Annotated in this window: 24 protein-coding genes; 15 read left to right on the top strand and 9 right to left on the bottom strand. The window is 72.7% G+C overall.

Annotation, left to right across the window (positions count from 1 at the left end; genetic code table 11):
• Position 1 precedes the first annotated feature (1 nt).
• Positions 2-223, top strand: coding sequence for a hypothetical protein (locus A4E84_RS01345; RefSeq protein WP_237304761.1), 222 nt, complete (start codon positions 2-4; stop codon positions 221-223).
• Between the two features lie 64 nt (positions 224-287).
• Here the strand turns inward: A4E84_RS01345 and A4E84_RS01340 are convergent, their stop codons facing one another.
• Positions 288-1,487 (bottom strand): YncE family protein, encoded by a 1,200-nt coding sequence (locus tag A4E84_RS01340; RefSeq protein WP_062924770.1) that lies wholly within the window; start codon positions 1,485-1,487, stop codon positions 288-290.
• 85 nt (positions 1,488-1,572) lie between these two features.
• Between A4E84_RS01340 and A4E84_RS01335 the strand changes: the two genes are divergently transcribed.
• The 11 genes from A4E84_RS01335 (at position 1,573) to A4E84_RS01290 (ending at position 14,237) form a co-directional block, all read left to right on the top strand.
• Positions 1,573-2,550: an ABC transporter substrate-binding protein gene (locus tag A4E84_RS01335; RefSeq protein ID WP_062924769.1), complete on the top strand. Its 978-nt coding sequence runs from the start codon at positions 1,573-1,575 to the stop codon at positions 2,548-2,550.
• 116 nt (positions 2,551-2,666) lie between these two features.
• Entirely contained in the window at positions 2,667-3,788 is a 1,122-nt protein-coding gene (locus tag A4E84_RS01330; RefSeq protein ID WP_062931221.1) for a FecCD family ABC transporter permease, read from the top strand.
• 35 nt (positions 3,789-3,823) lie between these two features.
• Complete coding sequence (locus A4E84_RS01325; RefSeq protein ID WP_237305107.1) at positions 3,824-4,795, top strand: FecCD family ABC transporter permease; 972 nt, start codon at positions 3,824-3,826, stop codon at positions 4,793-4,795.
• A gap of 19 nt (positions 4,796-4,814) precedes the next feature.
• Positions 4,815-5,636, top strand: a complete 822-nt coding sequence (locus A4E84_RS01320; RefSeq protein WP_062924767.1) for an ABC transporter ATP-binding protein — start codon at positions 4,815-4,817, stop codon at positions 5,634-5,636.
• Between the two features lie 56 nt (positions 5,637-5,692).
• Positions 5,693-5,806, top strand: coding sequence for a streptamidine family RiPP (gene amiA, locus A4E84_RS45130; RefSeq protein ID WP_241270818.1), 114 nt, complete (start codon positions 5,693-5,695; stop codon positions 5,804-5,806).
• Positions 5,807-5,896: 90 nt separating this feature from the next.
• Positions 5,897-6,745: a hypothetical protein gene (locus tag A4E84_RS01315; RefSeq protein WP_062924766.1), complete on the top strand. Its 849-nt coding sequence runs from the start codon at positions 5,897-5,899 to the stop codon at positions 6,743-6,745.
• The gene (locus A4E84_RS01310; RefSeq protein WP_062924765.1) at positions 6,742-8,223 is read left to right on the top strand and encodes a CocE/NonD family hydrolase; all 1,482 of its coding nucleotides are present in this window, start codon (positions 6,742-6,744) and stop codon (positions 8,221-8,223) included. The genes A4E84_RS01315 and A4E84_RS01310 overlap by 4 nt, the downstream gene beginning before the upstream one ends.
• Entirely contained in the window at positions 8,220-9,599 is a 1,380-nt protein-coding gene (locus A4E84_RS01305; protein ID WP_062924764.1) for a YcaO-like family protein, read from the top strand. The genes A4E84_RS01310 and A4E84_RS01305 overlap by 4 nt, the downstream gene beginning before the upstream one ends.
• 11 nt (positions 9,600-9,610) lie before the next feature.
• Entirely contained in the window at positions 9,611-10,762 is a 1,152-nt protein-coding gene (locus A4E84_RS01300; protein WP_062931220.1) for a nitroreductase family protein, read from the top strand.
• The gene (locus A4E84_RS01295; RefSeq protein ID WP_062924763.1) at positions 10,759-12,498 is read left to right on the top strand and encodes an ABC transporter ATP-binding protein/permease; all 1,740 of its coding nucleotides are present in this window, start codon (positions 10,759-10,761) and stop codon (positions 12,496-12,498) included. The genes A4E84_RS01300 and A4E84_RS01295 overlap by 4 nt, the downstream gene beginning before the upstream one ends.
• On the top strand, positions 12,495-14,237 hold the full coding sequence (locus tag A4E84_RS01290; RefSeq protein WP_062924762.1) for an ABC transporter ATP-binding protein: 1,743 nt from the start codon (positions 12,495-12,497) through the stop codon (positions 14,235-14,237). Before A4E84_RS01295 ends, A4E84_RS01290 begins: the two co-directional genes overlap by 4 nt.
• Before the next feature lie 31 nt (positions 14,238-14,268).
• Here the strand turns inward: A4E84_RS01290 and A4E84_RS01285 are convergent, their stop codons facing one another.
• Both A4E84_RS01285 and A4E84_RS01280 read right to left on the bottom strand, forming a co-directional pair.
• On the bottom strand, positions 14,269-14,703 hold the full coding sequence (locus A4E84_RS01285; protein ID WP_062924761.1) for a Fur family transcriptional regulator: 435 nt from the start codon (positions 14,701-14,703) through the stop codon (positions 14,269-14,271).
• 74 nt (positions 14,704-14,777) lie between these two features.
• Positions 14,778-15,956 (bottom strand): GTP-binding protein, encoded by a 1,179-nt coding sequence (locus tag A4E84_RS01280; RefSeq protein ID WP_062931219.1) that lies wholly within the window; start codon positions 15,954-15,956, stop codon positions 14,778-14,780.
• Between the two features lie 132 nt (positions 15,957-16,088).
• On the opposite strand from A4E84_RS01280, the gene A4E84_RS01275 reads away from it, so the two are divergent.
• Positions 16,089-17,213, top strand: a complete 1,125-nt coding sequence (locus tag A4E84_RS01275) for a hypothetical protein (RefSeq protein ID WP_335340815.1) — start codon at positions 16,089-16,091, stop codon at positions 17,211-17,213.
• A gap of 101 nt (positions 17,214-17,314) precedes the next feature.
• Here A4E84_RS01275 and A4E84_RS01270 read toward each other — a convergent pair whose 3' ends face one another.
• Together A4E84_RS01270 and A4E84_RS01265 are read right to left on the bottom strand one after the other, a co-directional pair.
• Entirely contained in the window at positions 17,315-17,971 is a 657-nt protein-coding gene (locus A4E84_RS01270; RefSeq protein WP_062924760.1) for a DUF1326 domain-containing protein, read from the bottom strand.
• Positions 17,972-18,083: 112 nt separating this feature from the next.
• Positions 18,084-18,920 (bottom strand): DUF2182 domain-containing protein, encoded by an 837-nt coding sequence (locus A4E84_RS01265; RefSeq protein WP_079128813.1) that lies wholly within the window; start codon positions 18,918-18,920, stop codon positions 18,084-18,086.
• A 318-nt stretch (positions 18,921-19,238) separates the two neighbouring features.
• Here A4E84_RS01265 and A4E84_RS01260 point away from each other — a divergent pair, with 318 nt between their 5' ends.
• A complete protein-coding gene (locus A4E84_RS01260) occupies positions 19,239-19,838 on the top strand; it encodes a hypothetical protein (RefSeq protein WP_063827486.1) in 600 nt (199 codons plus the stop codon).
• A gap of 636 nt (positions 19,839-20,474) precedes the next feature.
• On the top strand, positions 20,475-20,828 hold the full coding sequence (locus A4E84_RS01255; RefSeq protein ID WP_062924758.1) for a hypothetical protein: 354 nt from the start codon (positions 20,475-20,477) through the stop codon (positions 20,826-20,828).
• 102 nt (positions 20,829-20,930) lie between these two features.
• On the opposite strand, the gene A4E84_RS01250 is transcribed toward A4E84_RS01255, so the two are convergent.
• The 4 genes from A4E84_RS01250 to A4E84_RS01235 form a co-directional block, all read right to left on the bottom strand.
• Positions 20,931-21,878: a hypothetical protein gene (locus A4E84_RS01250; protein WP_062924757.1), complete on the bottom strand. Its 948-nt coding sequence runs from the start codon at positions 21,876-21,878 to the stop codon at positions 20,931-20,933.
• A 447-nt stretch (positions 21,879-22,325) separates the two neighbouring features.
• Positions 22,326-22,790 carry a peptidase inhibitor family I36 protein gene (locus A4E84_RS01245; protein WP_062924756.1) on the bottom strand — a complete coding sequence of 155 codons (465 nt, stop codon included), beginning with the start codon at positions 22,788-22,790 and terminating at the stop codon, positions 22,326-22,328.
• Positions 22,791-22,844: 54 nt separating this feature from the next.
• The gene (locus A4E84_RS01240; protein ID WP_159029543.1) at positions 22,845-23,777 is read right to left on the bottom strand and encodes a hypothetical protein; all 933 of its coding nucleotides are present in this window, start codon (positions 23,775-23,777) and stop codon (positions 22,845-22,847) included.
• A gap of 1 nt (position 23,778) precedes the next feature.
• The gene (locus tag A4E84_RS01235) at positions 23,779-24,072 is read right to left on the bottom strand and encodes a hypothetical protein (protein WP_159029542.1); all 294 of its coding nucleotides are present in this window, start codon (positions 24,070-24,072) and stop codon (positions 23,779-23,781) included.
• Positions 24,073-24,455: the final 383 nt, after the last annotated feature.

Here is a 24,455-nt window from a genome sequence, read left to right as displayed (position 1 = left end):
GGTGGTGTTGCGTGGTTCGCTCCTTCCGGTCCTGGTCTGGTCCGGCATCGCGTGCTTCGTGTACTTCCTCTACGACCCCGTCGTGGCGATCGTGCTCGGTGGGCTCTTCGCGGTCGCGTTCATCGTGGGGTTCGGCCTCCGGCGGAGGGCACGGCACTCCGTCCGGTGCAGCGTCTACGGTGCGCTGGGCGGAGTGCTCGCCAAGTCCATGGCCGGTTTCTGAGACGAGGAGCGCCTCAAGCCGTCTGCGGAACGGGGCCATGGGCGCCTCGGCATGTACGGCGCGGTCACCGGCCCACGGGATCGCCCTCGGCGCCGTCGGTCCGGCTGCGCAGGGCCATGTGGCCGCCGTGATGCAGCGGTGTGCTCAACCGCGGACGGGCCGCCTCGTGGCCCGTCCGCGCGTCGACGATGTGGACTTCGCCGTGACCGCCGCGGGTGACGGCGACCCAGTCGGAGCCGGGTGAGGCGGCCACGGCCCGGCGCTGGACGCCTTCCCAGGGGGTGCCGCCGCGACGCGGAGCGCCGTCCATCGCCGGCAGGGAGGAGCGGCGGACGATGCCGTCGTCGCCGAGGAGGAGCAGTTCGTCGCCGTCGGGGTGGATGCGGGTGAACGCGGTCCGGCTCCGGGTGAGAGCCAGCCGGAAGACCAGTCCGGGACCGAGCTCCGTGAGGGACGTGCGACCCGTCTCCAGGTCGTGCCGCCATGCCTGGTTGGTCCACTGCGGCCACCGCAGCGGGTCGGAGGCACCGCCGCGCAGTGTGCTCCACAGCGCCGCCCGCCGGGTGTCGAGGCGCAGGTACCAGCCCCGGGCGGGTGCTCCCCACGGGATCACGGCCTCGGCCAGGAGCGTGTCGTCCTTCCTGCGGGCCCGGTGCACACCCTCGCCGGTGGCCACGAACAGGTGTCCCGAGCCGGGGGCTTGGGCGTCGCCGTGGCCGTCGCCGGGCAGCGGCAGGAGTTCGTGGGGTGTGACCACGGGGCAGCCGGGCGGGGCCGCGAGAAGATCCGCGAACCGGTGTGCGGCCAGCGCCCCGGGTTCCCGGTGCCGCAGCACGACCAGCGGGTCACCGCCGCCCAGCACCGTCACGCCCGGCTCGCCGACCCGGGTGCGTACGCGCGCGGTCTCGTCGGTGGCCAGGTCGACAACCGTCAGCAGGTCCGACCACGGCTCGGCGTTCTTGCCGAGGCCTGTGGTCACGGCCAGCCGGCGCCCGGCCGGGTCGCAGGCGAGGTGCTCGGCCGGGACGGCGACCGGTACGGCACGTTCCACGAGCTCCCCGCCGTAGGGGTCGAGGATCAGAAGTTCCCCCCGGCGGTCGTCGACACAGGCCACCCGCCCACCCGGCAGGGCCAGGAACCCGGCGTGCTCGGAGAGGTGGCGGCCGGTGAGGCGTCCCGTGACGGTGCCGTCCGGCACGGTCAGCACATGGACGGATCCGGCCACGTGGTCGGAGACGAGCAGGACGGGTGCGGCAGTGGTCATGGGTCCTCCGAAAGAGTGTCTCCTGAAAACGATTATCATGTATGTTCGGTGAGTTCCCGGCACCTGAGAAGAAGCGAGGGCATCGATGCTGCGCTCACCGTCGAGATTCGTCCGCAGTTGGATCACCGCAGCGTTGGTGGGTTCCGTGCTGGCCGGTTGTGGCTCGTCGCCCGACGAGCCCGCGAGTGACGAGGCCAAGCCCGCGGCGAGGACCGAGGTCACCGTCGAACCCATCAAAGCGTCGACGGAGCTGACCGACACGAACGGCGTCAAGGTCTCCGTGCAGAAGGAACCCGAGCGCATCGTCTGCCTGTTCGCGCTGTGCGACGACATCCTGACCGAACTGGGCATCGTCCCGACGGCCACCAACAGCGCGCTGCTCTCCCACCCCGGCTTCCTGGGGGAGGAGAAGGCCAAGGAGGTCGATGTCATCCCCGGGGGATTCATCGCCCCGGAGGTGGAGGCGATCCTCTCCCACAAGCCCGACCTGGTCATCGGGCTGGGGGACACCCACGGCAAGCTCGCCCCGGCCCTGAAGGGTGCCACCACCTTCTGGCCCATGCAGCCCGAGACCTGGGAGGACAGCGTCGGCTACCTGCGCGACGTCGCCGCCCTGACCGGCCGCACCGCCGAAGGCGAGAAGGCCGAGAAGGCCTTCCGCACCAAGCTCGCCGCGGCCGAGAAGACGCCGAGCGACAAGACCGCGCTCATCATCTACGGCAGTGACGAGAACTTCGGCGTCGCCACCCCCGAGGCCGACGTCGCCGCGAGCCTGTTCCCGAAGATCTCCCGGTATCCGTGGAAGTCCCGTGGTGTCGAGGGCAGTTACAGCCTGGAAGAGATCCTCGCCCGGAACGTCGACGTGCTGTTCGTCGAGACGATGAGCTTCGGTGACGCGGACGGCAAGCTCTCGGAGAAGCTGGCCGAGAACCCCCTCTGGAGCAAGATCCCGGCAGTGAAGAACGGCGACGTCCACGAGGTGAACTCAGAGGTGTGGGCCAAGGGACGCGGCACCCGTTCGCTGGGCATCGTCCTCGACGAGGCCACGGCCGCGCTGCGGTGAGGGCGCCCCTGCCGGTGCCCGCCCCGGCGCCCGCCGCGGTGGATCGCCCCGCAGCAGGCGGACGGCGGCCCTCGCGCGGTGCACGAGCGTGGCAGCCCGTCCTGGTGGTCGTGCTGCTGGCGGCCTCCTCGGTCTGCGCCCTGAGCCTCGGCACCCCGTACGTCCCACCGCACCGGCTGGCCGGTGCGGTACTGGACGGGGACAGCACCCTCGCCGGGATCGTCGTCACCGAACTCCGCGTGCCCCGCCTGGTGCTGGCGCTCGTCGCCGGTGCCTGTCTCGGGGCGGCCGGACTGGTGCTGCAGGAGGCACTGCGCAACCCCCTGGCGGTGCCGGAGATGCTGGGAGTGTCGTCCGGGGCCGCGCTGGGGGTGGCCGCGCCTCTCGTGCTGACGCTGTCCCTGCCTGCCGCCGTCCAGCCCCTGCTGGCCATCGGCGGGGCCGCGCTCGGCGGCGGGCTGACGCTGCTCGCCGCCGGGCTGGGCCGCAGCCCGTCCGCCGTCCTGCTGACCGGAGCCGCGGTCGCCGCCGCGTTGCAGGCGGCGCTGCTCGTGCTGATGGTCATGGCCGACCAGCTGGACCTCCAACTCATCTACCGCTACCTGCTCGGCTCCCTCTCCGCCCGGACCTGGGACGACATCGCGGGGCTGTGGCCGTGGCTGCTCGTCGCGGTTCCCGCCCTCGTGCTGTGCGCGCCGGTGCTGTCCGTGATGCGGCTGGGGGATGAGGATGCCGAGGCGCTGGGCGTGCGCGCCCAGCGGGCCCGGCTCGCCGCGCTGGCCATCGCCGTGGTGCTGATCGCCCCGGTGACGGCGGTGTGCGGGCCCGTCGCGTGGGTGGGCTTCCTCGCCCCGCATCTGGCCCGGTGGTTCAACCCCGCGGCGGGAGCGGTGCGCTGGCTTCCGTGGTCCGCCGCCTGGGGTGCCGCCGTCGTGACGGTCGCTGATGTCCCGGCCCGGCTGGCGCTGGCGCCCGTGGAGACGCCGGCCGGTGCCTGGACGGCTCTGCTGGGGGTGCCGGCCGGGGTCGCCCTGATGCGGTCGGGCGGCCGCGGCCGGGCGGCCCGGTCCGCGTCTGCCGTGGGCAAGGCGCTGCGCGGCCCACGGACGGCTGTATCCGGCGCGGCGGACGAAGTCCCTCGTGCCGGCGCCTTGGACGAGGCTCGCCGAGAGGAAGCCGGGGCCGGCGGGACCCGCCCGTCTCCTTCCCGGCCGACCGGAAGGGAGGACGCGCGGTGACCCGGCGTTTCGCGGCGCTTGCGGCCCTGGCCGTCATGTGCGCCGGTGTGGAACTGGTGGCCGGGCGCGGCATGTCCCCGGGCGTGGTCTGGGACGTCGTGAACGGCGGCGGTGACGCGACGGCACGCCACATCTTCTTCCAACTGCGCCTGCCCAGGCTGCTGGTGTCCCTCGGGGCCGGCGCGTGCCTGGCCGTGGCGGGGCTGGTCCTCCAGTCGGCGTTGCGCAACCCGCTCGCCGGGCCGGAGGTGACGGGCGTGACGCCGGGCGCGGTCCTCGGGGCCGTCACCGCGACTGCTCTGGGGCTCGCCGGATGGGACTCGCCGCTGGCCGTCGTCCTCGCGGCTTGTACGGGCGGGTGTGCCGGAGCGGCGCTGCTGTGGCTGCTCGCCGGCCGCGGCCGTGGCGACCCGGCACAGACCGCCGTGCACGGGGTGCTGGTGTCTGCGGTGCTCGGCGGCCTCACCGCCATGGTGCTCCTGGTGGAGCCGGGTGAACTCGGCAGCGTCGTCCAGTGGTTGGTGGGCACCACCGAGGGCCGGGTGTGGCAGCACTGGCACCTGCTGTGGCCCTGGGCGCTCGTCTGGGGCGCTGGGGCCTGGCTGCTGGCCGGACCGCTGACCCTGCTGCGCTGCGGGGACGACATCGCCCTCACGGCCGGCCTGTCCGTCCGTCCGGCGCGGACCCTGGCCCTGCTGTGCGCGGTGGCGCTGACGGCGGGCGCGGTGGCCGCCGTCGGGGCGCTGGGCTTCGTGGGGCTGCTCGTTCCGCATCTGGCCGTGGCCGTCTTCGGCGCGGACCTGCGGGTGAGCCTTCCCGGCGCTGCCCTGGTGGGCGCGGTCGTGGTGTGCGGGGCGGATGCCGCCGCGCAGTTGTCCTCACGTCTGCCGGCGCCGCCCGGGCTGGACTCCGGCCGGTTCACGCTGCCGGTCGGGGCGCTCACCGCCTGCCTCGGCGCCGCGCTGTTGCTGGTCGTCGTGCGCCGCACGCCGAGCCGTACGTTCTGAAGCCGACCGAAGGATGAGCATGACCGAGTCCGTGGGGATCCACGTCGAGGGGGTCCACTTCGGCTATCCCGGGCGACCCGTACTGAGGGGCGTCGACATGACCGTCCGGCCGGGCGAACTGACCGCCCTCATCGGCCTGAACGGTTGCGGCAAGTCGACCCTGCTGCGGCTGGCCGCAGGGCTGCTGCGGCCGGACGCGGGGCGTGTACTGCTCGGTGCCGACGATCTCGCCCGGCTTTCGAGGCGCGCCACGGCACGCAGGGTGGCGCTGCTGCACCAGTCCGCCCCGGCCGTACCGGGTATGACGGTGCGACACCTCGTACGTCAGGGGCGGTACGCGGCACGCGGACCGCTCGGCATGCTGCGTGAGGGCGACGACCCCGTCGTGGAGCGGGCTCTGCGCGATGTCGGGGTGGAGCAGTGGGCCGATCGTGACGTCGACGCGCTGTCGGGGGGTGAGCGGCAGCGGGTGCGGCTCGCGATGGCCCTCGCCCAGGACACCCGGGTCCTGCTGCTCGACGAGCCGACCACCTATCTGGACCTGCACCACCAACTCGACGTGCTGCAGACCGTGGTGCGCCTGCGTGAGGAGCGCGGGCTCACCGTGGTGATGGTGCTGCACGACCTGGCCCACGCGGCCCGGTTCGCCGAGCGGATCGTCGCCCTGCGGGAGGGCCGTGTGGTGGCCGACGGGACGCCGAAGCAGGTCGTCACACCGGGGTTGCTGGCGGAGGTCCTCAAGGTGGCCGGCCGGGTCGGTGAGGATCCGGAAGGGGGTTGGCCGGTGTGTTACCCAGATCACCCCATCGCAGCTCTTGAATATGAAAATCAGATTCATTAGCGTGTGATCACGGCGCTCATCCGAACGCCGTATCTCCCTGAGATGAAGGAGAGTTCATGGACAACGAGCAGGTCTTCGCGCCGATCGCCGACCCGGGTCAGCTGGCTCACGACTCGGCTTCCCACTCCAACGCGCTCGTCGAGAACCCCTTCGAGGACACCGAGGAGTAAGCGAGGGCTCAGCTCCCTCGACCGTGGGCCCGCCCGTTGCCTTCCGGGCGGGCCCACGCCCGTCCCCAGCCCGTCGCCAGGAGGAACGCCGTGTCCAACAGCCGACTCGTACCCGGTGCCGAGGTCGTCGCCGTACCCGGGCGAGGCCTCGCCGTCCGTACCCCAGAAGGGGACTTCCTCACCGTCAGGACCGGCGACGCGGACGAGCGGCTCCTGCTCTCCCGGCTCACCGGCGACGAGACCACGACCCGGGCGGACACCGAACTCGACCGCGTCATCCGCGGGTTCGAACAGGCCGGATTCCTGGCGGACGGCACCCCGCACGCCGAGTGGCCGGCCGACCGCCGGCACATCCGGCTCATCGGCGATCCGGTACTGACCGGACCCCTCGCCGAGCACCTGACGGCCCTGGGCGCCGACCCGCGCACCGCTCCGGCCGGCACCACGTCACCGGCCGGCGTCGACGACCTGCTCGCCACGGCCCCCGCCGCCGTCGTGTGGTGCCTCGACGGACCTGTGCCCGACGGGCTGTGGGACGCCGCCGACCGGCTGCCCGAGCACGGCGTCGCCTGGCTGCGCTGCCACCGCGAGGGCTGGCAGGCGTACGTCGAGCCGGTCGCCGCCGATCCCGGAGACGTCACCTCGGCCCACATCCGCTCCCGCCGGCTCGCCGCCACCCCCGCTTACCGCGAACTGGCCGCGTACTGGACCGGGCCCCGCACCCTCGGCGCACCGGTCCGGCTCGCCGTCCCCGCCGCCACACTGCTCGCGGCGCTGCTCGCCGACGATCTCACCCGGTGGGCCACCGGAGCCCCCGGCACGGCCGGCCTCCCGGCACGACGCCGGCTGCGCCGGGTCGACCTGCGCACCCTGACCGTCACAGAACACCCCGTCCTGCCGGTGCCCGACGTCGCAGCGATGCCGAAGCAGGACGGATGACGGCGTTCAGCACGGCCGTCGACGGGCTCGCCACCGACGTGCAACTCCCCGCAGGCGACGGCCCCTTCCCGGCCGTCCTGATCCGCACCCCCTACGACCGTGCCCGGCACCGGGCCGAAGCCTGCGGCTGGGCCCGCCGTGGATTCGCCGCCGTCGTCCAGGACGTACGGGGCCGCTTCGCCTCGTCGGGGGAGTGGCACCCCTACACGAACGAGGCCGCCGACGGAGCGGCGACCGTCCGCTGGATCCGGAAGCAGACCTGGGGAGACGGCCGGCTGGTGGCCGTCGGCGCCTCCTACGCCGCCCACTGCGCCCTCGTCCTCGCCCTCGACGCACCCCGGGACGCGCGGCCGGACGCCGTCATCGCGGCCGTGCCCGCCCTCGGCCTCGCGGAGACGGCGCGCGAGGCATCCGGCGTGGAACGGCTGCGCCCGCGCGCCGGATGGTGGGCCGCCCACGGCGACCGGCGGGACTCCGACGAGAGCGCCTTGGACGAGGCCCTCGCCATGGACCCCGGCCTGTTCACCCACCTGCCCCTGACCGCTCTCCCCGAGCGGCTGGGCCGGAGCCTGCCCTCCTGGGCGGATCTGTGGCGCCACCACGATCGCGGGCGCCTCGTGACACGGGCCGCACACGCCGGGCTGCCCCTGCTCGCGGTGGGCGGCCATCACGACCACTTCACCGACGACACCGTCGCCCTGTGGCGCACCTGGGGCGGCCCCTCGGCGCGTCTGCTCCTCGGCCCCTGGGGGCACGCCCTCCGCTCCGCGCCGGGCCCGGACGCGGGACCCGCCCACCGGCTGAACCTCGGCGAGCTGTACGTGCGCTGGGCCTGCCGCGCCCTGTCCGGTGAACTCGCCCCCGGCCGCCACGGCGCACTGGCACTGGGCGGAGCCGACCTGTGGCTGCCCGCCGGTGCCGACGGTGAACCGCGTACACAACGGCCGCGGCTGCTGCACGGCCCGGCGTTCACCGCGGACCCCGACCGGCCCGTCCGCTCCGACGACCTGACCGTCCCGACCGACGGACCGCCCGACCGCTGTGTGCTGGTCACCCCGCCGCTGCCCCGTCCGCTCGACGTGGCCGGACCCGTCGGCGCGCGACTGCGGGCCACCGCCTACACGCCGTCCGCGGACTGGGCCGCCCGGCTCGTCGCGCTCACACCGGGCGGGGACGCCGAACGGCTCGCCGTCGGCGTCGTCCGGCGAGCCGGACCGGTCGGCCGTGCAGCCGAGTTCACCATCGGCCTCGGCCGGCTCACGCGCCGGCTGCGAGCCGGCACCCGGCTGCGCCTGGAGATCGCCGGCCACCACTTCCCGGCCCACGCCCGCAACCCTCACACCGGCGGCGACCCGGTGACGGCCCACCGGCTGCTCGCCTCCCGGCGCGAGGTCGATCCGGCCGCTGTGGCCCTCACTCTGCACGTGCTCCCGTCCCGTCCCACCCCCACCGACCCCGCCGAGGAGATCCTGCGATGACGGCGCTGCCGCTGGAAGCACTCGTCGACCCCGTCTGCGGCATCGTCCGCAAGGTCAAACCCGTCGAGCACCCCCCGGGCACCCCACCCCGCTACACCGCACTCACGGCCGAGATATCCGACGCCCGCAGACTCGGACTGTGGCCGGCCGACCGGGTCTCCCTCGGCACCACCTTCGGCGACCCCGAGCAAGCCCGCACCGCCGCTATAGCCGAGGGCATCGAGCGGTACTGCGGCAACCGCGTGCCACCGCCCGGCCACCCCGACGCCCCGCTGCGCGCCACCGCCGCCGAACTGGCCGACAAGGGCCTGCGCCTGTACGGCCCCGGGGACCTGCCCGCCTACGCGCCCTGGCAGTACACCCGGGCGAAGTTCCCCTACCGCCCCCTCACCGCCGACACCCCGGCCCTGTGGACGCGCGGAACGGAACCGCTCGCAGACGGGACCACCGCCGAGGTCTGGGCACCCGTCTCGCTCACCCACCTCAACTGGCGCCAGGGCGACCTGCGCGAGCTGCCCCGCACCCACCACCTCAACTACGCCGGGATCGCCACCGGCCAGGGCCTCGACGACGCCGTGGAACGCGGCCTGCTGGAGATCGTCGAACGGGACGCCCTGGAACTGTGGTGGCACCTGGACGGCCCGGCCCGGGGCATCGACCCGGCCAGCGTGCCCGGCCTCGCCGACGACCTCGCCGGCTGCGCGCTCGACGTCCACATCGTCGAGATGCACTCGGAGTTCGCCCCCTGCATGGCCGCACTCGTGCACGACCCGCGCCTCGGCCTGTACGCCGCCGGCTTCGCCTGCAAGTACGATCCGGCCGAAGCCGCCCGCAAGGCCGTCCTCGAAGCCGTCCACACCTGGGTCTTCACCCAGGGCCTGACCGATCCCGACGGCTGGGTGTTCCAGGCCGTCGAGGCCGGGCTGCTCGCTCGCGGGCTCTACCTGGAGCACCGGGCCGACGGCCGCTATCTCGACGCGTGCGGTGAGCAGTTCGAGCACGTCCGGGACCTGGGCGCACACGTGCAGGTGTGGCTGGACGAGCGGATGGCCGCCGAGGCCGGGCGGTTCACCGAACCGGCCCGCGGGACCGTGTCCGTCGACGCGGTCGAACCCGGCAGCCGGGAGCGGCTGGAGCACGCGCTGCGCGAGGGCGGCCACCGGGTCATGACCTTCGACCTCACCACCGAGGACGTCGCCGAGACCACCCTGCGCGTCGCCAGGGTCCTCGTCTCGGGGCTCCTTCCCAACGCCCCGGCGGCCTTCGGCTACTTCGGCTGCCCGCGGCTGTCCGAGGCCGCCGTCGCGCGCGGATGGCGCACCGACCCGCCGAGCGCGCCGCAGGACTTCACCCTGGCGCCTCCGCCGCACATGTGAGGGCCGCCCCCGTGGAACCCGCCCGCGAGGACCGCCCGCCGGACCTCGTCGCCGCCCTCGCCCGAGCCCGCTCCCCGGAGCGCCCCGGCCCCGACACACCCGCCGGAGGAGCCGTCCGCGCCTGGCCGGGCCCGCCGACCGCCTTCCCGAAGGCCGGGCCGGAGGATGTCGACGTGCAGGTCCTGCTGCGCCTCTCCCTGGCGGCCTCGGACGGCTCCGGCCGACTGCGGCCCGCCCCTTCCGCCGGTGCCCTGCACCCGGTCGACACCGAACTGGCCGTCGGCGCCGGCTGCTCTCTGCCGCCCGGACGCTACGGCTACGACCCGCTGCGCCACCGCGTGCACCGCCTCGGCGGGCAACCCGACGGCACGCCGCCGGGCGTGACGGCCCGACTCTCGGTCACCGCACGGCGCACGGTCTCCCACTACGGCCACCGGGCCCGGCCCCTGCTGCTCCTCGACACCGGGCACGCCGCCGCCGCGCTGTACCTCGCGGCCCGCGCACTCGGAGTGAGCGAGCCCGACGTACGGCTGGACGGACTCGCCGAAAGCCCACTGGCCGTTGTGCACATCCCCCCGCCCGACCGGCGCGGCCCGGTGCACCCGGCCGGCAGCGCTCGCGTTCCGGCGCCGTCGGAGGGCCGGCCGGCGCCCGCGGAGCTGCTGGCGCGTCGCAGCGCCCCACCGCCCCTGCCCGGCGCTCCCTCCCCGGCCGCACTGTCGGCGGTCCTCACCACCGCCGCGCGGGCAGGCGCCGGCGACCTGCGCTGGTGCGCCGCCGTAGGCCCGCCACAGCCCGGGCTGGTGAAGCCGGCCGCCGGCGGCGCGACCCTGCGGCGGTACGCGGCGGGAGAGGCGCGCCCTACGCTCGCCGCCTGGGCCGCGGGCCAGGCCTGGATCGCGGACGCGGGCGCCGTCGTGCTCGCCGTCGGCTGTCCCGACCACGCCGACGCACCGCACATCCGCCGCGCCCACCTGCGGGCCGGCTTCGCCGTCCACCTGGCCCATGTCACCGCCCGGCGCCACGGACTGGCCGCCCGGCCCGTCGGGTCCTGGCAGCAGGCGGACCTCGGCGCCGCGCTCGGCGCCGCCCCGGGCCGGGACTGGGTCGTCCACGCACTGGCCCTCGGCACCCGCCACGCCGACGAGGAGAACATCACGTGATCGTCCATCCCGAGCTGCGCCGCGCCGCCCGTCCCGCACGGCGCCCCCTGCTCGCGGCCACCCTCCTGCAGGGCGCCGTCACCCTCACCCACCTGGCGCAGGCCGCCCTGCTGGCCCTCGCTCTAGCCGGCCTGGCACACCGCGACACCGGCCGGCTCCCGTGGCTGCTGGCCGCCGTGCTCGCCGTCGTGGGCGCCCGTGCCGGGCTCACGGTGTGGCAGCGGCGTACCGCCACCCGTGCCGGGGCCCGGGTCCGGGTAGCCCTGCGGGACGAACTCCTCGCACACCTGGGCCGGTTGGGGCCCGCACACCTGACCACCGCACGGGCCGGAGCCGTCCGCACCACCCTTGTCGACGGGGTCGAGGGCGTCGACACCTACGTCTCCCGGTACCTGCCACAGCTCCTTATCACCCTCACGGTGCCGCCCCTGGTCCTCGCCGCCCTGGCCGCCACCGAACCCCGGGCCCTCCTCGGCCTCGTCCCCGCCCTGCTCCTGGCCCTGGCCGGGCCACGCGCCTGGGACCGGCTCCTCGCCGCCCGCGGCAAAGAGCACTGGGACACGTACGAAGGACTGGGCGCCGACTACCTGGAGGCCCTCCAGGGCATGCCCGCCCTGCGCGCCGCAGGCGCCGTCGGACGCACCCGCGCACGCCTGGAGGAGCGGTCCGCGGCGCTGCACCGCGCAACCGTCGCCAAACTACGGGTGTCCCTGGTCGACACCGGCATCACCGACCTCGCCATCCAGGGCGGCACCGCCGCCGCGGCCCTCCTGGCGTGCTGGTCGGCCGTCACCGGATCCACCACCGCGACCGGCACGTATCTGGTGCTGCTGCTGGCCTCGGAGTGCTTCCGCCCCGTGCGCGACCTCGCCCGCGAATGGCACGCCGGATACCTGGGGGCGTCGGCCGCCGACGGCCTCGCGGCCCTGCGCACGGCCGAGCCGGCGGTCGAGGACACCGGCACGGCCTCCGCGCACCGGCAAGCTCCACCCGAACTGCGCTTCCACAACGTCCGGTTCACCTACGGCGACGCGCCGGCCCCGGCCCTGGACGGCGTCTCGTTCACCGCGCAGGCGGGCCGGACGACCGCGATCGTCGGCCCCTCCGGCGCGGGCAAATCCACACTCCTCGCCCTGCTCCTGCGCCACCACGACCCACAGGAAGGCCGGATCACCCTCGACGGACGCGCCACGACCGAGTACACGCTCGCCTCGCTGAGGCAGGGCATCGCCGTCGTCTCGCAGGACACCTACCTGTTCCACGCCACCATCGCCGACAACCTGCGCCTGGCCCGGCCCGGCGCCACGGACGACGACCTGACCAGGGTGGCGCGCGCCGCCGGGATCCACGACGAGATCACCGCCCTTCCCGACGGCTACGCCACCCTCCTCGGCGAACGGGGAGCCACCCTCTCCGGCGGCCAGCGGCAGCGCCTCGCGCTCGCGCGGGCCCTGCTGGCCGACGCCCCGGTGCTCGTCCTCGACGAGGCCACCAGCTCGGTCGACGAGCGCCGCGAGGCCGACATCGTCCGGGCGTTGCCGACCGCCGCGAGCGGCCGGACGGTCCTGGTGATCGCCCACCGGCTCGCGGCCGTCCGCCACGCCGACCGCATCGTCGTCCTCGACTCGGGACGGGTGGACGCCGTCGGCGAACACGCCGGTCTCGTCGAGGCCGGCGGCGTCTACACCCGGCTCGTCGAGGCCGGCCGCGCCCACCGAGGAGAACTCGCCGCATGAGCACCGTCGCCGCCGACGCGGACGCACCCGCCCGAGGCGCGCTGCGCGCCCTGCTGCCCGCCCTGGCGGAGCACCGGGCCATGACAGCCCGCACCTGCGCCGCCGCCCTCCTCGAACAGGGCTCCCTCGTCGCGCTGCTGACCCTGGCCGCCCACACCGTGGGAGCCGCCGTCATCGACGAGCGGGCACCCGCGGCCGGCACCGTCACCGCGCTCGTCGTCCTCGTCGCCCTGCGCGCCCTGATGACCTGGCGGGAGATGGACCTCTCGCACGACCTCGCCTACCGGGTGCTGGCCGCACTGCGGGTACGCGTCTTCGACGGACTGGCCCGCAGCGCGCCCGCCCGGGTGGCGGGACGGCGCAGCGGCGACCTCGCCGCCACCGCCATGGCCGACGTGGAGGCCCTGGAGTTCTTCTACGCACACACCACCGCCCAACTTCTGGCGGCCGGCACGGTCTTCACCGGCGGCTCCGCCGTTCTCGCCCTGGTGGAGCCGTGGCTGCTGGCGGCCGTGATGCCGGTCGCGGTCCTGCTCGCGGCGGCGCCCTTCGCCGACGCGCGGGCACGCGCGGTGCGCGGCGGCCGCACCCGGACGGCCACGGCGAAACTGTCGGCCGACACGGTGGAGACCGTCGACGGGCTGCGCGAACTGCTCGCCTTCGGCGCCCTGGCGCAACGCCGTCGCAAGCTGGCGGAGCGGGGCCGGCAGGTGGGTGCGGCCCAGCGCTCCGAGGCCACCTGGGAGGCCGTCACCGCCGCGGTCCGCGACCTCCTCATCGTGGCCGCCGTACTCGGCGTGGTGGCCGCGGCGGCGCACTCCGTGACCTCCGGACGACTGCACGGCGCCTGGGCTCCGGCGGCGATGGCGCTGGCCCTGTCCGTCCTCGGTCCCGTCGCGGAATCGGCCCGCGCCCTGAGCCAGGCCGTGGCACTGCGCGCCGCCGCCGCGCGCGTCGACGCGGCCGTCAAGGCCCCCGCCCTGGCCCCGCCGCCCACCGCACCGCGCCCCCTGCCGCCCGGGCCGCTGGGCGTCCGGCTGCGCGGGGTGAGCTTCGACTACGGCGGCACACCCGTGCTGGACGGCGTGGAACTGACCGTCCCGCCCGGGCAGACACTCGCGCTGGTCGGCACCTCGGGTGCCGGCAAGTCGACCTGCGCCCACCTGCTGGCCCGCTTCTGGGACCCGGCAGCCGGCGCGGTCCAGCTGCTGCCCGCCGGCTGCGATCCCGTGGACATGCGGGAGGTGAGCGATGCGGAACTGCGGCGTGCGGTGACGCTGGTGGGACAGGACACGCCCCTCTTCCACGGCACACTCGCCGAGAACCTGCGGCTGGCCGCTCCCGAGGCGGACGACAGGGCGCTGGCCGAGGCGGCACGGCGCTGCGGTGTCGACCGGATCGCCCCGATGGACACGCTCGTCGGCGAGCGCGGCGCCACGCTCTCCGGCGGCCAGCGGGCCCGTATCGCGCTCGCCCGCGCGCTGCTGGTCCGGCCGCGCGTCCTCGTACTCGACGAGTCCACCGCTCACCTGGACAACGCGGGCGACGCCCAACTCGCCACCGCTCTGGAGGAGGAGAGCCGTACGACGATCGTCATCGCCCACCGCCCGGCCACCATCCGCCGCGCCGGCCGCATCGCCGTCCTGGAGGAGGGCCGCATCGTGGAGGAGGGCACCTGGGAGGAACTCACCGGCCACCCCGACAGCGCGCTCAACCGCGTTCTGACCACCACGTCATGAGCACGGGCCCGGCTGTGACATCCGGGGTCTGCTACGTGTCGGGAGCCGGCCGGCGGTCCGGCCCGGACAGGCAGCCGCCGCACACGCCCGTGAGCTCGACCGTGTGGGTCACCGCGTGGAAGCCGATGTCACGCGCGGTCCTGGTCACCCACCGCTCGACCTCCTCGGCGTCGACGGCGAGGCTGAGCCCGCACTCCCGGCAGACCAGGTAGTGGCGGTGACCCTCGTCGGGTCTGGGCCGGTAGAGCCGCTCACCGTCGCTGTCGCGCACCACGTCTACGTGCCCGGCCGTCTCCAGTAATCGCAGCGTGCGGTAGACGGTCGTCAGCCCCACCGCCACGCCGTCCGCGACCAGGGCGGCGTGCAGGGTCTGCGCCGAGATGAAACCGTCGCAGGCCCGAAGTGCCGTGAGGACCGCGGTGCGCTGCGGGGTGGTACGCCACTCGCCGGGGGTCGTTTCGTCCATACGTGTGCCTCCCATCGCGTCAGGAAGGCCGTCCGGGCGTCGACGCGGTGCGCCCGGACGTCCCGGTGTTCCGGCTAGACGGCTGCCGCCGGACCCGTGTGCTCGTGGTACTCGTGCTCCAGGTCGCAGACGTCCCCGGTGTTCCACAGGGGAAAGGGATCATCGGCGGGAAGGTGCTCGCCGTCGGCCATCAGGCATCCGGCCAGGGCGGCGCGCAGACTCGGCTCCCGCAGGCCGACGCCGATGAACACCAGCTCCTGGGCATGGGGCGCGTCGGTGTCCCGGACCCCGGACGGCTCGAAGCGGGCCACGGAACCGGCCTGGGACCACAGGCCCGTCACGCCCTCACGCCCGGCCAGGGTGAAGAAGCCTTTGGAGCGCAGTACTCGGCCGTGTGCTCCGCTGTCCAGGTCTCCGGTGACGAAGTCCCACAGCCGCCCGGGGTGGAACGGCACGGAGGACCGGAAGACCAGGGAGGAGATGCCGTACTCCTCGGTCTCGGGAACGTGGTCGCCGTTGAGTTCCCGCACCCAGCCCGGCGCCTGCTGCGCGCGCTCCAGGTCGAACCGCCCGGTCTCCAGGACGTCGCGCACGCCGATCCGGCCGTGCACGGCGGGGATCAGACGGGCCGTCGGGTTCAGCCGTGCCAGCACCCCGCGCACCCGGTCCGCGTCGGTCTCACCGACCAGGTCCAGCTTGTTGAGGACGAGCACGTCGGCGAACTCGACCTGATCGATCAGCAGGTCGCTCACGGTGCGCTCGTCGTCCTCGTAAGGAGCCAGGCCCCGCTCGGCCAGGTCGTCGCCGGTGCCCAGCTCGGCCAGGAAGTTGGCGGCGTCGACGACGGTGACCATGGTGTCCAGCCGGGCGACGTCCTCCAGGGTGGCGCCGTCGTCGCGGGCGAAGGCGAAGGTGGCGGCGACCGGCATCGGCTCGGAGATGCCGCTGGACTCGATGAGGAGGTAGTCGAAGCGGCCCTCCACGGCGAGCCGTTCGACCTCCTCCAGCAGGTCGTCGCGCAGGGTGCAGCAGATGCAGCCGTTGGTCATCTCCACCAGCCGCTCCTCGGTGCGGGAGAGGGCCGCTTCGCCCCCGCGCACGAGGGCGGCGTCGATGTTGATCTCGCTCATGTCGTTGACGATCACCGCCACCCGCAGGCCCTCGCGGTTGGTGAGGACGTGGTTGAGGAGGGTCGTCTTTCCGGCGCCGAGAAACCCCGACAGCACGGTGACGGGGAGACGTTGCGAGGGCATGGGCGTCAGCGGCTTGGGCTCGGCCACGGGGGGTCCTCTCGGTCAGGAGGGTCGTACGGCGCGGACGCATCTCAGCATACGACAACGATTTTCATGTGCGGTACCTGAGTGTCCGGCCGCAGACATCACCGGATGTACGGCACAACCTCGCAGGCGAGTTGCGAGTCTTCTGATCGATCACGTTGTGATCGGAGCCACGAGGAGATCATCATCAACCCCATACGCAAGACCCTGATCGCCACCGCCGTCGTCGGTGCCGTCCTCGCGGGCGCGACCGCCTGCGGAACGGTGGAGCAGCTCTCCGCCGGCCAGAAGCTCGACCGGGCCTTCGACAAGCTCGGCAAGAAGAACACACTCTCCTTCGAGCTCGACCTGGACACGGACGTCGCGTCCTTGAAGGCGCTGGACGACAAGTCCGACCCCGCGCCGGGTGAGGAGATCCCGGAGCAGGCCGCCGAGTTGCTCAGCGGTGCGAAGATCGCTGTGACCGTGCAGTCGAAGCGGCCGCTCGACGAGTCCGGTGAGAAGGACCTCGTCGGCACGGCCCTGAAGGTCAGCACCCCGGACGGCGACCTCGCCGAGTACCGGGTGATCGGTGACTTCACCTACGTCCGCGCCGACATGGCCGCGATGGGCGAGATGGCGGGCAGCCCCGTTCCGGACGCTGACGATCTGCCCCCGGAGGCCGGGGCGATGAAGGACGTCATCGAGGGCAAGTGGGTGAAGATCAACACGAAGGAGATGGAGAAGGCCACCGGCGAGAGCCGGAGGGCCAACGGCGGGCCCGCGCCCGCGCCGTCCCTTGACGCCAAGACGCAGAAGAAGCTCATGAAGGCCCTCCGGGAGGTCATCGCCCGCGAGGTGAAGTTCAAGACGGCCGACGGCGAGAACGGCACCGAGCACGTCAAGGCGACGGCCCCCTTCCGCACGCTGGTCACCGAGCTGTTCGGCGAGATCCGCCCGCTGCTGAAGGACCTGCCGCCGGGTGTTCAGTTGCCGACGGACAAGGACCTGAAGGAGGTTCCTGACGCCAAGGTGACGGCGGACTTCACGCTGAAGAACGGCGCGCTGTCCCAGGTGGACGTGGACCTCGCCAAGCTGGCCGGGACCGCCGAGGTCAAGAAGCTGGGCCTGACCCTGCGGATGCGCGAGGGCGTCAAGCCCACCGCTCCGGCCGGTGCCACGAAGCTCGACCTGGACAAGCTCATGAGCGGCTTCTTCGGCGGCCCGGCGATGGGCGACGCCGCATTGTCGTAACCGGGGACGGCGTGGGGGCCGGTCATGCTGTTCGGACGTGCGGCCCCACACGTCGGCGAGGCCGGGGACACTCACCGTCCGGTGCCGGCCGGCCGCTGCGCTCAGTCGGGTCCCGTCCAGTCGAAGGGGAAGTACTTGCTCGACTTTCCCGAGCGTTCCCAGGAGAAGCCGAACGCGTCGGCCCGGTCGGCGGTGGCCCGCCCCCAGGTGGCGACCTGGCCCGGCCCGACCTCGGCGCCCGGGGCGTTGTGGACCTGGACGCGGGCGCCTTCCGGCGTCGTCGGGCCGGTGAGTGCCTCGGCGGTGGCCGTGACCCGGCCGGGGATCTCGGCTGTCCAGGTGGCCAGGTCCTCGTCGATCTCCACGCGGATCGGCGCGAAGTCCATGCCGCGCATCTCGGGCCGGAGCATCTGGCCGAACTGGGCCGGCCAGCCTCCTGCCTCGCCGCCGAAGACGGTCCCGAGCGCGGCGCGCTGCCGGTCGTCGGCGCGTTCGTCGAGGAAGACCGCCGCATACGCGTCGGTGTGCTCGCCGGCCCACACGTTGCCCACGAAGGCGCCCAGCATCAGGACGTTGAGACCGTCGAGGCGTACGTCGCCGTAGGTGCCCTCACGGATGTGCCAGACCAGTACGCCCTCGCAGTCGCCGTAGGTCGGGGGCTGCGCGAACGTGCAGGGGCAGGGTATGGCGCATTTGCACACGTCGAACCAGTCGCCGGCCAGATGCCAGCGGGTCCCGGTGCCGTCCTGTTCCGTCATCTCGCTTCCCTCCCGTCGAGCCCGAGGGAGCTTCTCCGCCATGGCGAGACCGCCCCTCCCGAACCCGCACGCGGATCGCGAGGCGGCCTCTGTTCCAGCTTGCCCCGGACACTCACATGTCGTCCATGGGAGGCGCCGATTCCTGCAGCCCCGGCAGCAGCCAGTCCTGGAACGGCGCCAGCACCGCGAGGACGAGGAAGACAACACCCACCACTCCCGCGAGCAGCGGCCCCCGGGACCACAGCTTCTCCACGAAGATCACGATCGCCAGCCCGGCCATCGCCGCGACGTTCATCACTCCGAGCGGTATGAGGACGACCATCAGCCCCGCGCAGCAGCCGACGCAGTAGGCGCCGTGGTGGAGGCCCACCCGTAGATCGCGGGCCGGCTGCCGGAAGGCCGAGTAGCGCACCAGCTGGGCCATGGGGTCGCGGCAGTGCCGCAGGCAGACGTTCTTGAGGGGGCCCAGCTGGTAGAGGCCCGCCATCAGGAAAGCGACCGAGCCGATCCAGCGTCCCGCCGCCGGGTGATCGCCCACCAAGTCGCCGGTGAGGTTCAGAGCCGCGTAGGCGAGCAGCCCGAAGGCCGTCCACACCAGCAGGTACCCGCCCAGGAACTCCACGGTGCGCCCCGCCCGGCTCCACCCGGACGTCCGACGCCCGATCCCCCGCACCCAGGTGAGGGCGACCGGTGCCATGGAAGGCAGCATCATGGCCGCCGTCATCGTGACCCAGAGCAGCAGGAACAGCGGCAGCGCCATGCCCATCGTGCCGGGTTCGACCCCCATGTCCCGGGCCTGCGCGACGGTCAGCACCCAGGCGGGCACGGCGATCAGGACGACCAGGGACCAGGCGACCGCGAGCTCCCGTGCCGGCAGCAACCCCCCGCCCGCTCCGGTGGGCGCGGGCCACCGGGCGGAGACGAGGACGGAACTCCGGAGATGCCGCATCTGTGCACACCCTGCCTACTACTCCAGGACAGCACGCCCCCGGTGGCACCGCGACTGCGTGGTCTCCTGCGGTGGCGTCGAGGACGAAGGTGGCTCACCTGGGGGCATGCCCGCGTACCGTGCCGCGGAAGGCGATCGGGCGTCCCGTGCGCTGGTGGAAGTACTTGCTGAAGTGAGTGGCGTTTCGACGCAGGGGGCAGGATCGTCGAGGACTGGGACGTCCTCCAGGTCGTCCCGCCCACGTCCAAGAACGACAACACCATGTTCTGACCGTCCTCGCCGCCTTTCGCATGCAGATGGCAGTCCTAGGCTCGTGGGATGGGTGTTGCGACAGAGGTGCTGATCGTGGACTGGCCGCGCGTAGAGGCGACCGCACCCGGCGACCGGGAGGAACTGCTCATCGATGCGGCCTTCGGCGAGGTGTACAGCGACGACCTCTCCGAGCATGGCTGGTCGTGGCCCTCGCAGCCGGGTGAGGACTGGTACGGCAGGTATGCCTTCCGGAACTCGCTCGGCTCCTACAAGCCGCACTTCTGGGCCGGCCACCGCTGGGATCACGTGCGGGACTTCGTCGAGCCGAAGGTGCGCGAGGCACTGGACCGGTTCAACGACGCACTGTTCTGGCACGGTCTGGAGGACACCACCGGTGCCGGTTCGGGACTCCCGGAGCGGCCGTGCCCCTGGGACGCGGACCTGTTGCTCTGGTGTCCTCCCGACCACGTGCCGGTGATCGCCGAGTGGTGGCGGCAGGCGGCGCCCCGCCTGGAGAGTGTGCGTGAGCCGTTCACCCGGCACGCTGCGGAACCCCGCGGATGGATCCCGGACTTCGCATCGTTCGCCGACCTCCTCACCGACTGGGGAGAGGTGGTCGTGGAGGCGGAGCGCCGCGGCTGGGGAGTCGTGGCCCTGCGCTGCTGACCGCTACCGCGGTGGCCGTTCACATGCGAGGTGAAACTGACCCCCGGCGCCCCGTCCGGCGTCGTCGTCACCCTCGGCGTCACCAAGGTCGCATCCGGCGCGCAACCGACCCGGCCAGGCTCGCGCTGACGAACCTGCCCGATCCGGCCTGACCATTCCCGCGGGTTCGATCGGGCAAGGAAGTCTCCGCACGGTCGTGATCCTGGACTGCTGTTACGCGGACCTGGCCGACTACGGGCAGGTGGGCGGTGACAGCGACTCCGAATTCGCCAGGCAGACGGAGATCCAGGGCGCCGGTCTGCTCACGGCCTGCCGCGAAGACGCGCAAGGCACTCGCCCCGGAGGGGGAAAGCAACACCGCCTTCCCGAGTGAACTCCTCGCGGTCCTCCGGGGGGGGGAGAGAGATCCGCTGGGACCGGCGTTCCTGGACCTCGACAGCATCTTCTACGCAGTGTCGCGACGCCCGGACGAACGCCGCAGGTGACAGCCCCGGGTGCCCGAGCCGCAGCTCAGGACCCAGACATCTCGGTGCTCGTATCGTCCTGGCGCGCAACGCCTCTTATCGAGGAGAACCGCAGCCCGGAGCGGCGAGGCCTGTCGCTCGTCCCCCTGCCCGGTCCGGGGAGACGACCGGCATGGCCGGTCTTGTCCGCGCCTACTTGCGTCGTCAACCGGAGGTGCCCGATCTGTGCGTGGTCCAGGACGCGTCCTGGAAGAGAAAGGTGCAGCGAGCGGCCGGGGCCCACCGGCTCGACGAGGGCGAGGAACTCGTCGCGGTCCGGGTGTGGTCGTGCTGGCCGTTCGGGCCGGCCGACAGCTCCGCCCTCACCAGCAGCAGCCTGCGCATGAGTGACAACGGCACCAACTTGTACATCCCCTGTACGGATTTCGAAGGGTGCACATCCGACTCCGACGACAAGTGGGACTCATCCGCTTTCGGCCATGATGACCCGAGGTGGTGGCTCATGATCAGGGGCTCGTACTCGTGACCTCGAAACCACTGGGGAACAGCGCGCCCCAGAAGATGGCCTGACGTCTCCGGCACATTCGGACCACGGTGGCCGACGCGGAGGTCAAGGGGCCGTAGGGCTTCAGATGTCTTCGAGGACAGCGAAGCGAACGGGTTCGGAAACGCCGGCCTGCTTCAGGTCCTCGACCGTGGATTCCATAGCGCTGAGGTGCGATCGGAGCGCCTCGGCCTCGGTGTTGCCCGGCTGCGCGCGCAGAGCCAGCCGCATCACGGGGTGACGGTGGTGATGGCCTGCCGGGCCGCTCCACGGTGGGTCGAAGCTCCACGGTACCGGCCCGGTCAGTTCGTTGGCAGCCATCCAGTCGTCGATCCGTGCGTCCACCCAGCCGTGGAGCTTCCAGAAGATCGGGTTCACATGGGCGGAGTAGGTGTCGGCGAGCCAGTTGTAACTGGAATCGTCCCACTGAGGGTCGACGGCGAAGTCGGCCTGGCCTGGCCGGTAGGAGGGAATCTCGGCCGACCAGCGCAGATGCATCTGGTTGTGGATGCCGTACTCGATGCCGGCGCCCAGCCGGCGGAGTGTCAGCCGGCGCAGTTCCGCGGGGTTGGTGAACTGTGACTCCCAGGCGCGGATCCGGTCGAATGCAGTCGCGGTCTTGGCGTTCCCGATGGCGTTGGTGGTTCCGCTGTCACCCGGTATGACGAAGGGAGGCGGGACGGGGTATTCGGTGTCCTCCGGAGACGGGATCGTCGGCCACCCCTCCACGCGGGGGTGCTGCGGGTCGTCCAGCTCGGCGAGAATCTCGTCGACCGAGCCGATCATTTCCCGATGCATGAACAGGAAGTCCTCGCCCGAGCCGTTGTCGAATTCGATGGACCGTCTTCCGGTGACGGGATCCGGAGCCGACAGGGACTGGCGTGGTGGCTCCCAGCCGTGGTCGCGGTAGACCTCTCGCTCTTCCGGTGTCAGGATCGCCCAGGAGTCACGTGCGGAGTGCCACAGCATGTGGTGCAGACGCATGGCTCGATCGGCCATGGCGTCGATCACCGGCTTCGGGAAGGCGTTCATTCTCCCGCCACCTCTCTGGAGTCGCCGGGGAGGGCGCGCCCAGGGCCTGCCATGGCAGGTCTGCGAAGCAATACGCAGCCATGGACGCCACTTTCCACTGTGAGGCAGAACAGCGCCTGATGCATCTGGGTGTTCGAGCAGCGGAAGGCAGCGCCGGGACTTTCAGGAGCACCGTGCTGATCGCCGGAGTCGACATCCACCTGAACCGCCCGGGCCGGACGCCGGAGCCATCGGCGTCACCATCACCCGCCCTGGCAAGAGATCGGCGCGGACGCCACCTCAGCGTATACGGGCCGCTCGGCGAAGAGAGCCCCCGCGGACCGCTACGGGTCGACCGCCGGCGGGGCAGTGCCCCGATCGCCCGGTGAGCGACGAGCCTGTTCCCCGCCGGCGACCGGCCCTCCCCGGTCAGGAGTTACGACGCGGCCCCGGGCGGTCGCAGTCGCGTCAGGGGATGTAGACGGGCTCCTCACTGCACGCGTTCGTCCAGTGGTGGCTGGAGATGTTGTTGTTCATGACCTCACCGCCACCGGCACCGTTGCTCGGGAACCGGAAGTGCTGGAGGTCGAACCAGGAGCCGTTGTTGATACAGGCCCGGGCTCCCCGGTAGCCGGTGTCCCAGTAGACGAGGACGTCCTCGTAGGCGCCCGCGTAGCCGCTGTTCTCCACACTCGTGGCCCTGTTGCGCAGGTTCCCCGCGGGGGCGCAGGACGACCAGTCCGTGTCGTCGCCGTACCACGCGCAGTGGGCGCCGTCGCTGTCTTCGCCGTCCCAGGCGTGGAAGTTGCCGTCCGGCGGCCAGACCGAGGCCCCGGCCTCGGCCGCGCCGGCGCTGGTCGCGGGAGTGAGGAACGTCAGCGCGGTGATGGCCACGGCTGACGCCCACGCGGCGTACTTCTTTCTGATCAGCATGCTTCTCCTCAGGGTCGGATGTGCTGTCGGATGGTGCGCGGGGTGGTCGTCGGATCAGCGCGAGGAGGAGAGGCCGTGAACACGCAGCAGCGCCGCCTGTTCAATTCGCAGCCTCTCGTTCACCTGCTCGCGATACTCTGCGCGCAGGCGCTCGCCGTGCCGGCGGTGCAGTCGCTCGGCCACCTCGGACAGGCCGCTGCCGCGGGCGCACTCCGCCTCCGCCACAGCGGTGTTCACCTCCGCCGACCGGGCCCTGTCCGCTGCTGCGTCCGTCTTGCCCGCCGCAGGAGCGGTGAAGGCGCGCCTGGCCTGGCCGGGGTCGTCGTAGGGATGGCCTTTGCCCCGCATGCACGAGGACCAGTCCTTCACCGCCTTCCGGAAGGCGGGCTCCGCGCTCACGCGTGCCATGCGCAGGCCGGTCAGGTTGTCGGTGAACGTCTTGGTCCGGAACCAGCGGGCGAAGTCGCCGTAGAGCCGGGTCTGCGCCTGCGCCGTGCAGCCGTCGCCGCTGCGTCGTGCCACCCCGCCGCCGGGCAGGGTGACCGACGGGCCGCCCCTGCGGTCCCTGCCGTGCAGTGCTGCCTTGGCCGCGGCCCTCCGCTCGACGGGCAGGCCCTCGAAGTACCGCCGGTTGGGATCCTCCGTCCGCAGCCTGTCGGCGCGCTGCTGGATGTCGCTGCCGTAGCCGTGCTCGCGGGCCCACTTCACGTCGTCGACGACATAGGGGAACTCGCGCTGCTCCGGCACCGGCTTGAGCGGCACCTTCCACAGCCGGAATCCCTGCTGCCGCATGCACTGCCGCAGCAAGGCCTGCTCCGTGTCGTGCAGCAGCTCCCGTTCCCTGTCGCCGAGCGGTCGCGGGGCGGCCGGCTCCGAACCGGGCGCGCGCAGCTTCTCGTCCGCGCAGGCGGTCGCGGTCAGCAGACAGGCCAGTGCGGCTGCGGCCACGGCCGTGCGGCGTGCGCGTCGGGCTCCTCCTCCGGCCATGTCAGCACTGCCGGATGATCTGCTGCCAGCTGCCCGGGCCGCCGGTCGAGAGATACCAGTCGTTGACGTACCCGAACGCGATGCCGTTGTCGATGCGCATCCAGTAGCGGTAGCCGGAGTTGTCGGCCGCGCCGTCACCCGTGGTCCAGCAGGCCAGTCCCACCCGGTCCCCGTTGTTCAGACGGGGCCAGCCCCACTGGTTGGGATAGCCGTATCCGGGACCCTGGCGCACCTGGAGGTAGGAGCCGGGATCGATGCCGGTGACCGTCGTGCAGTTGATGACGTGTCCGCTCACGTTGCACGGGAACACGGATGCCTGCGCCGATCCCGTGGAAAGAAGTCCCGCGCCCAGGACGGCCGCGGCCACACACGCCGCCCGCGCCCTCCAGCGCCGACTCACAGAACTCACCATTGCTGCTCCCCTTCAGCCCGGTAGGCGACTCAGCCGCCCCAGAGGACCACGGTGGCGCGACGGCCCGCTCCTGACAGCTGTCAGGAGCGCTCTGCGTGTATGACCGGGGCCCTCATCACGGGAAGGGCGCTGACGCGCACGAGCCCGTTGTGCCCGCGCTCCGCATCGGCGCCGGCCGCTCCAACCGGTGGTCCGAACGGGCACGAGACCACTCCCGCGTTCAACCTCGTCGCATACGTCATTCATCGCACTCCCGACCCGGCAGC

Source organism: Streptomyces qaidamensis (genome assembly GCF_001611795.1).
GTDB classification, from domain to species: Bacteria; Actinomycetota; Actinomycetes; order Streptomycetales; family Streptomycetaceae; genus Streptomyces; species Streptomyces qaidamensis.
Note: the sequence above shows the minus strand (reverse complement) of the source record. Positions and strands in the feature narration are given on the sequence as shown.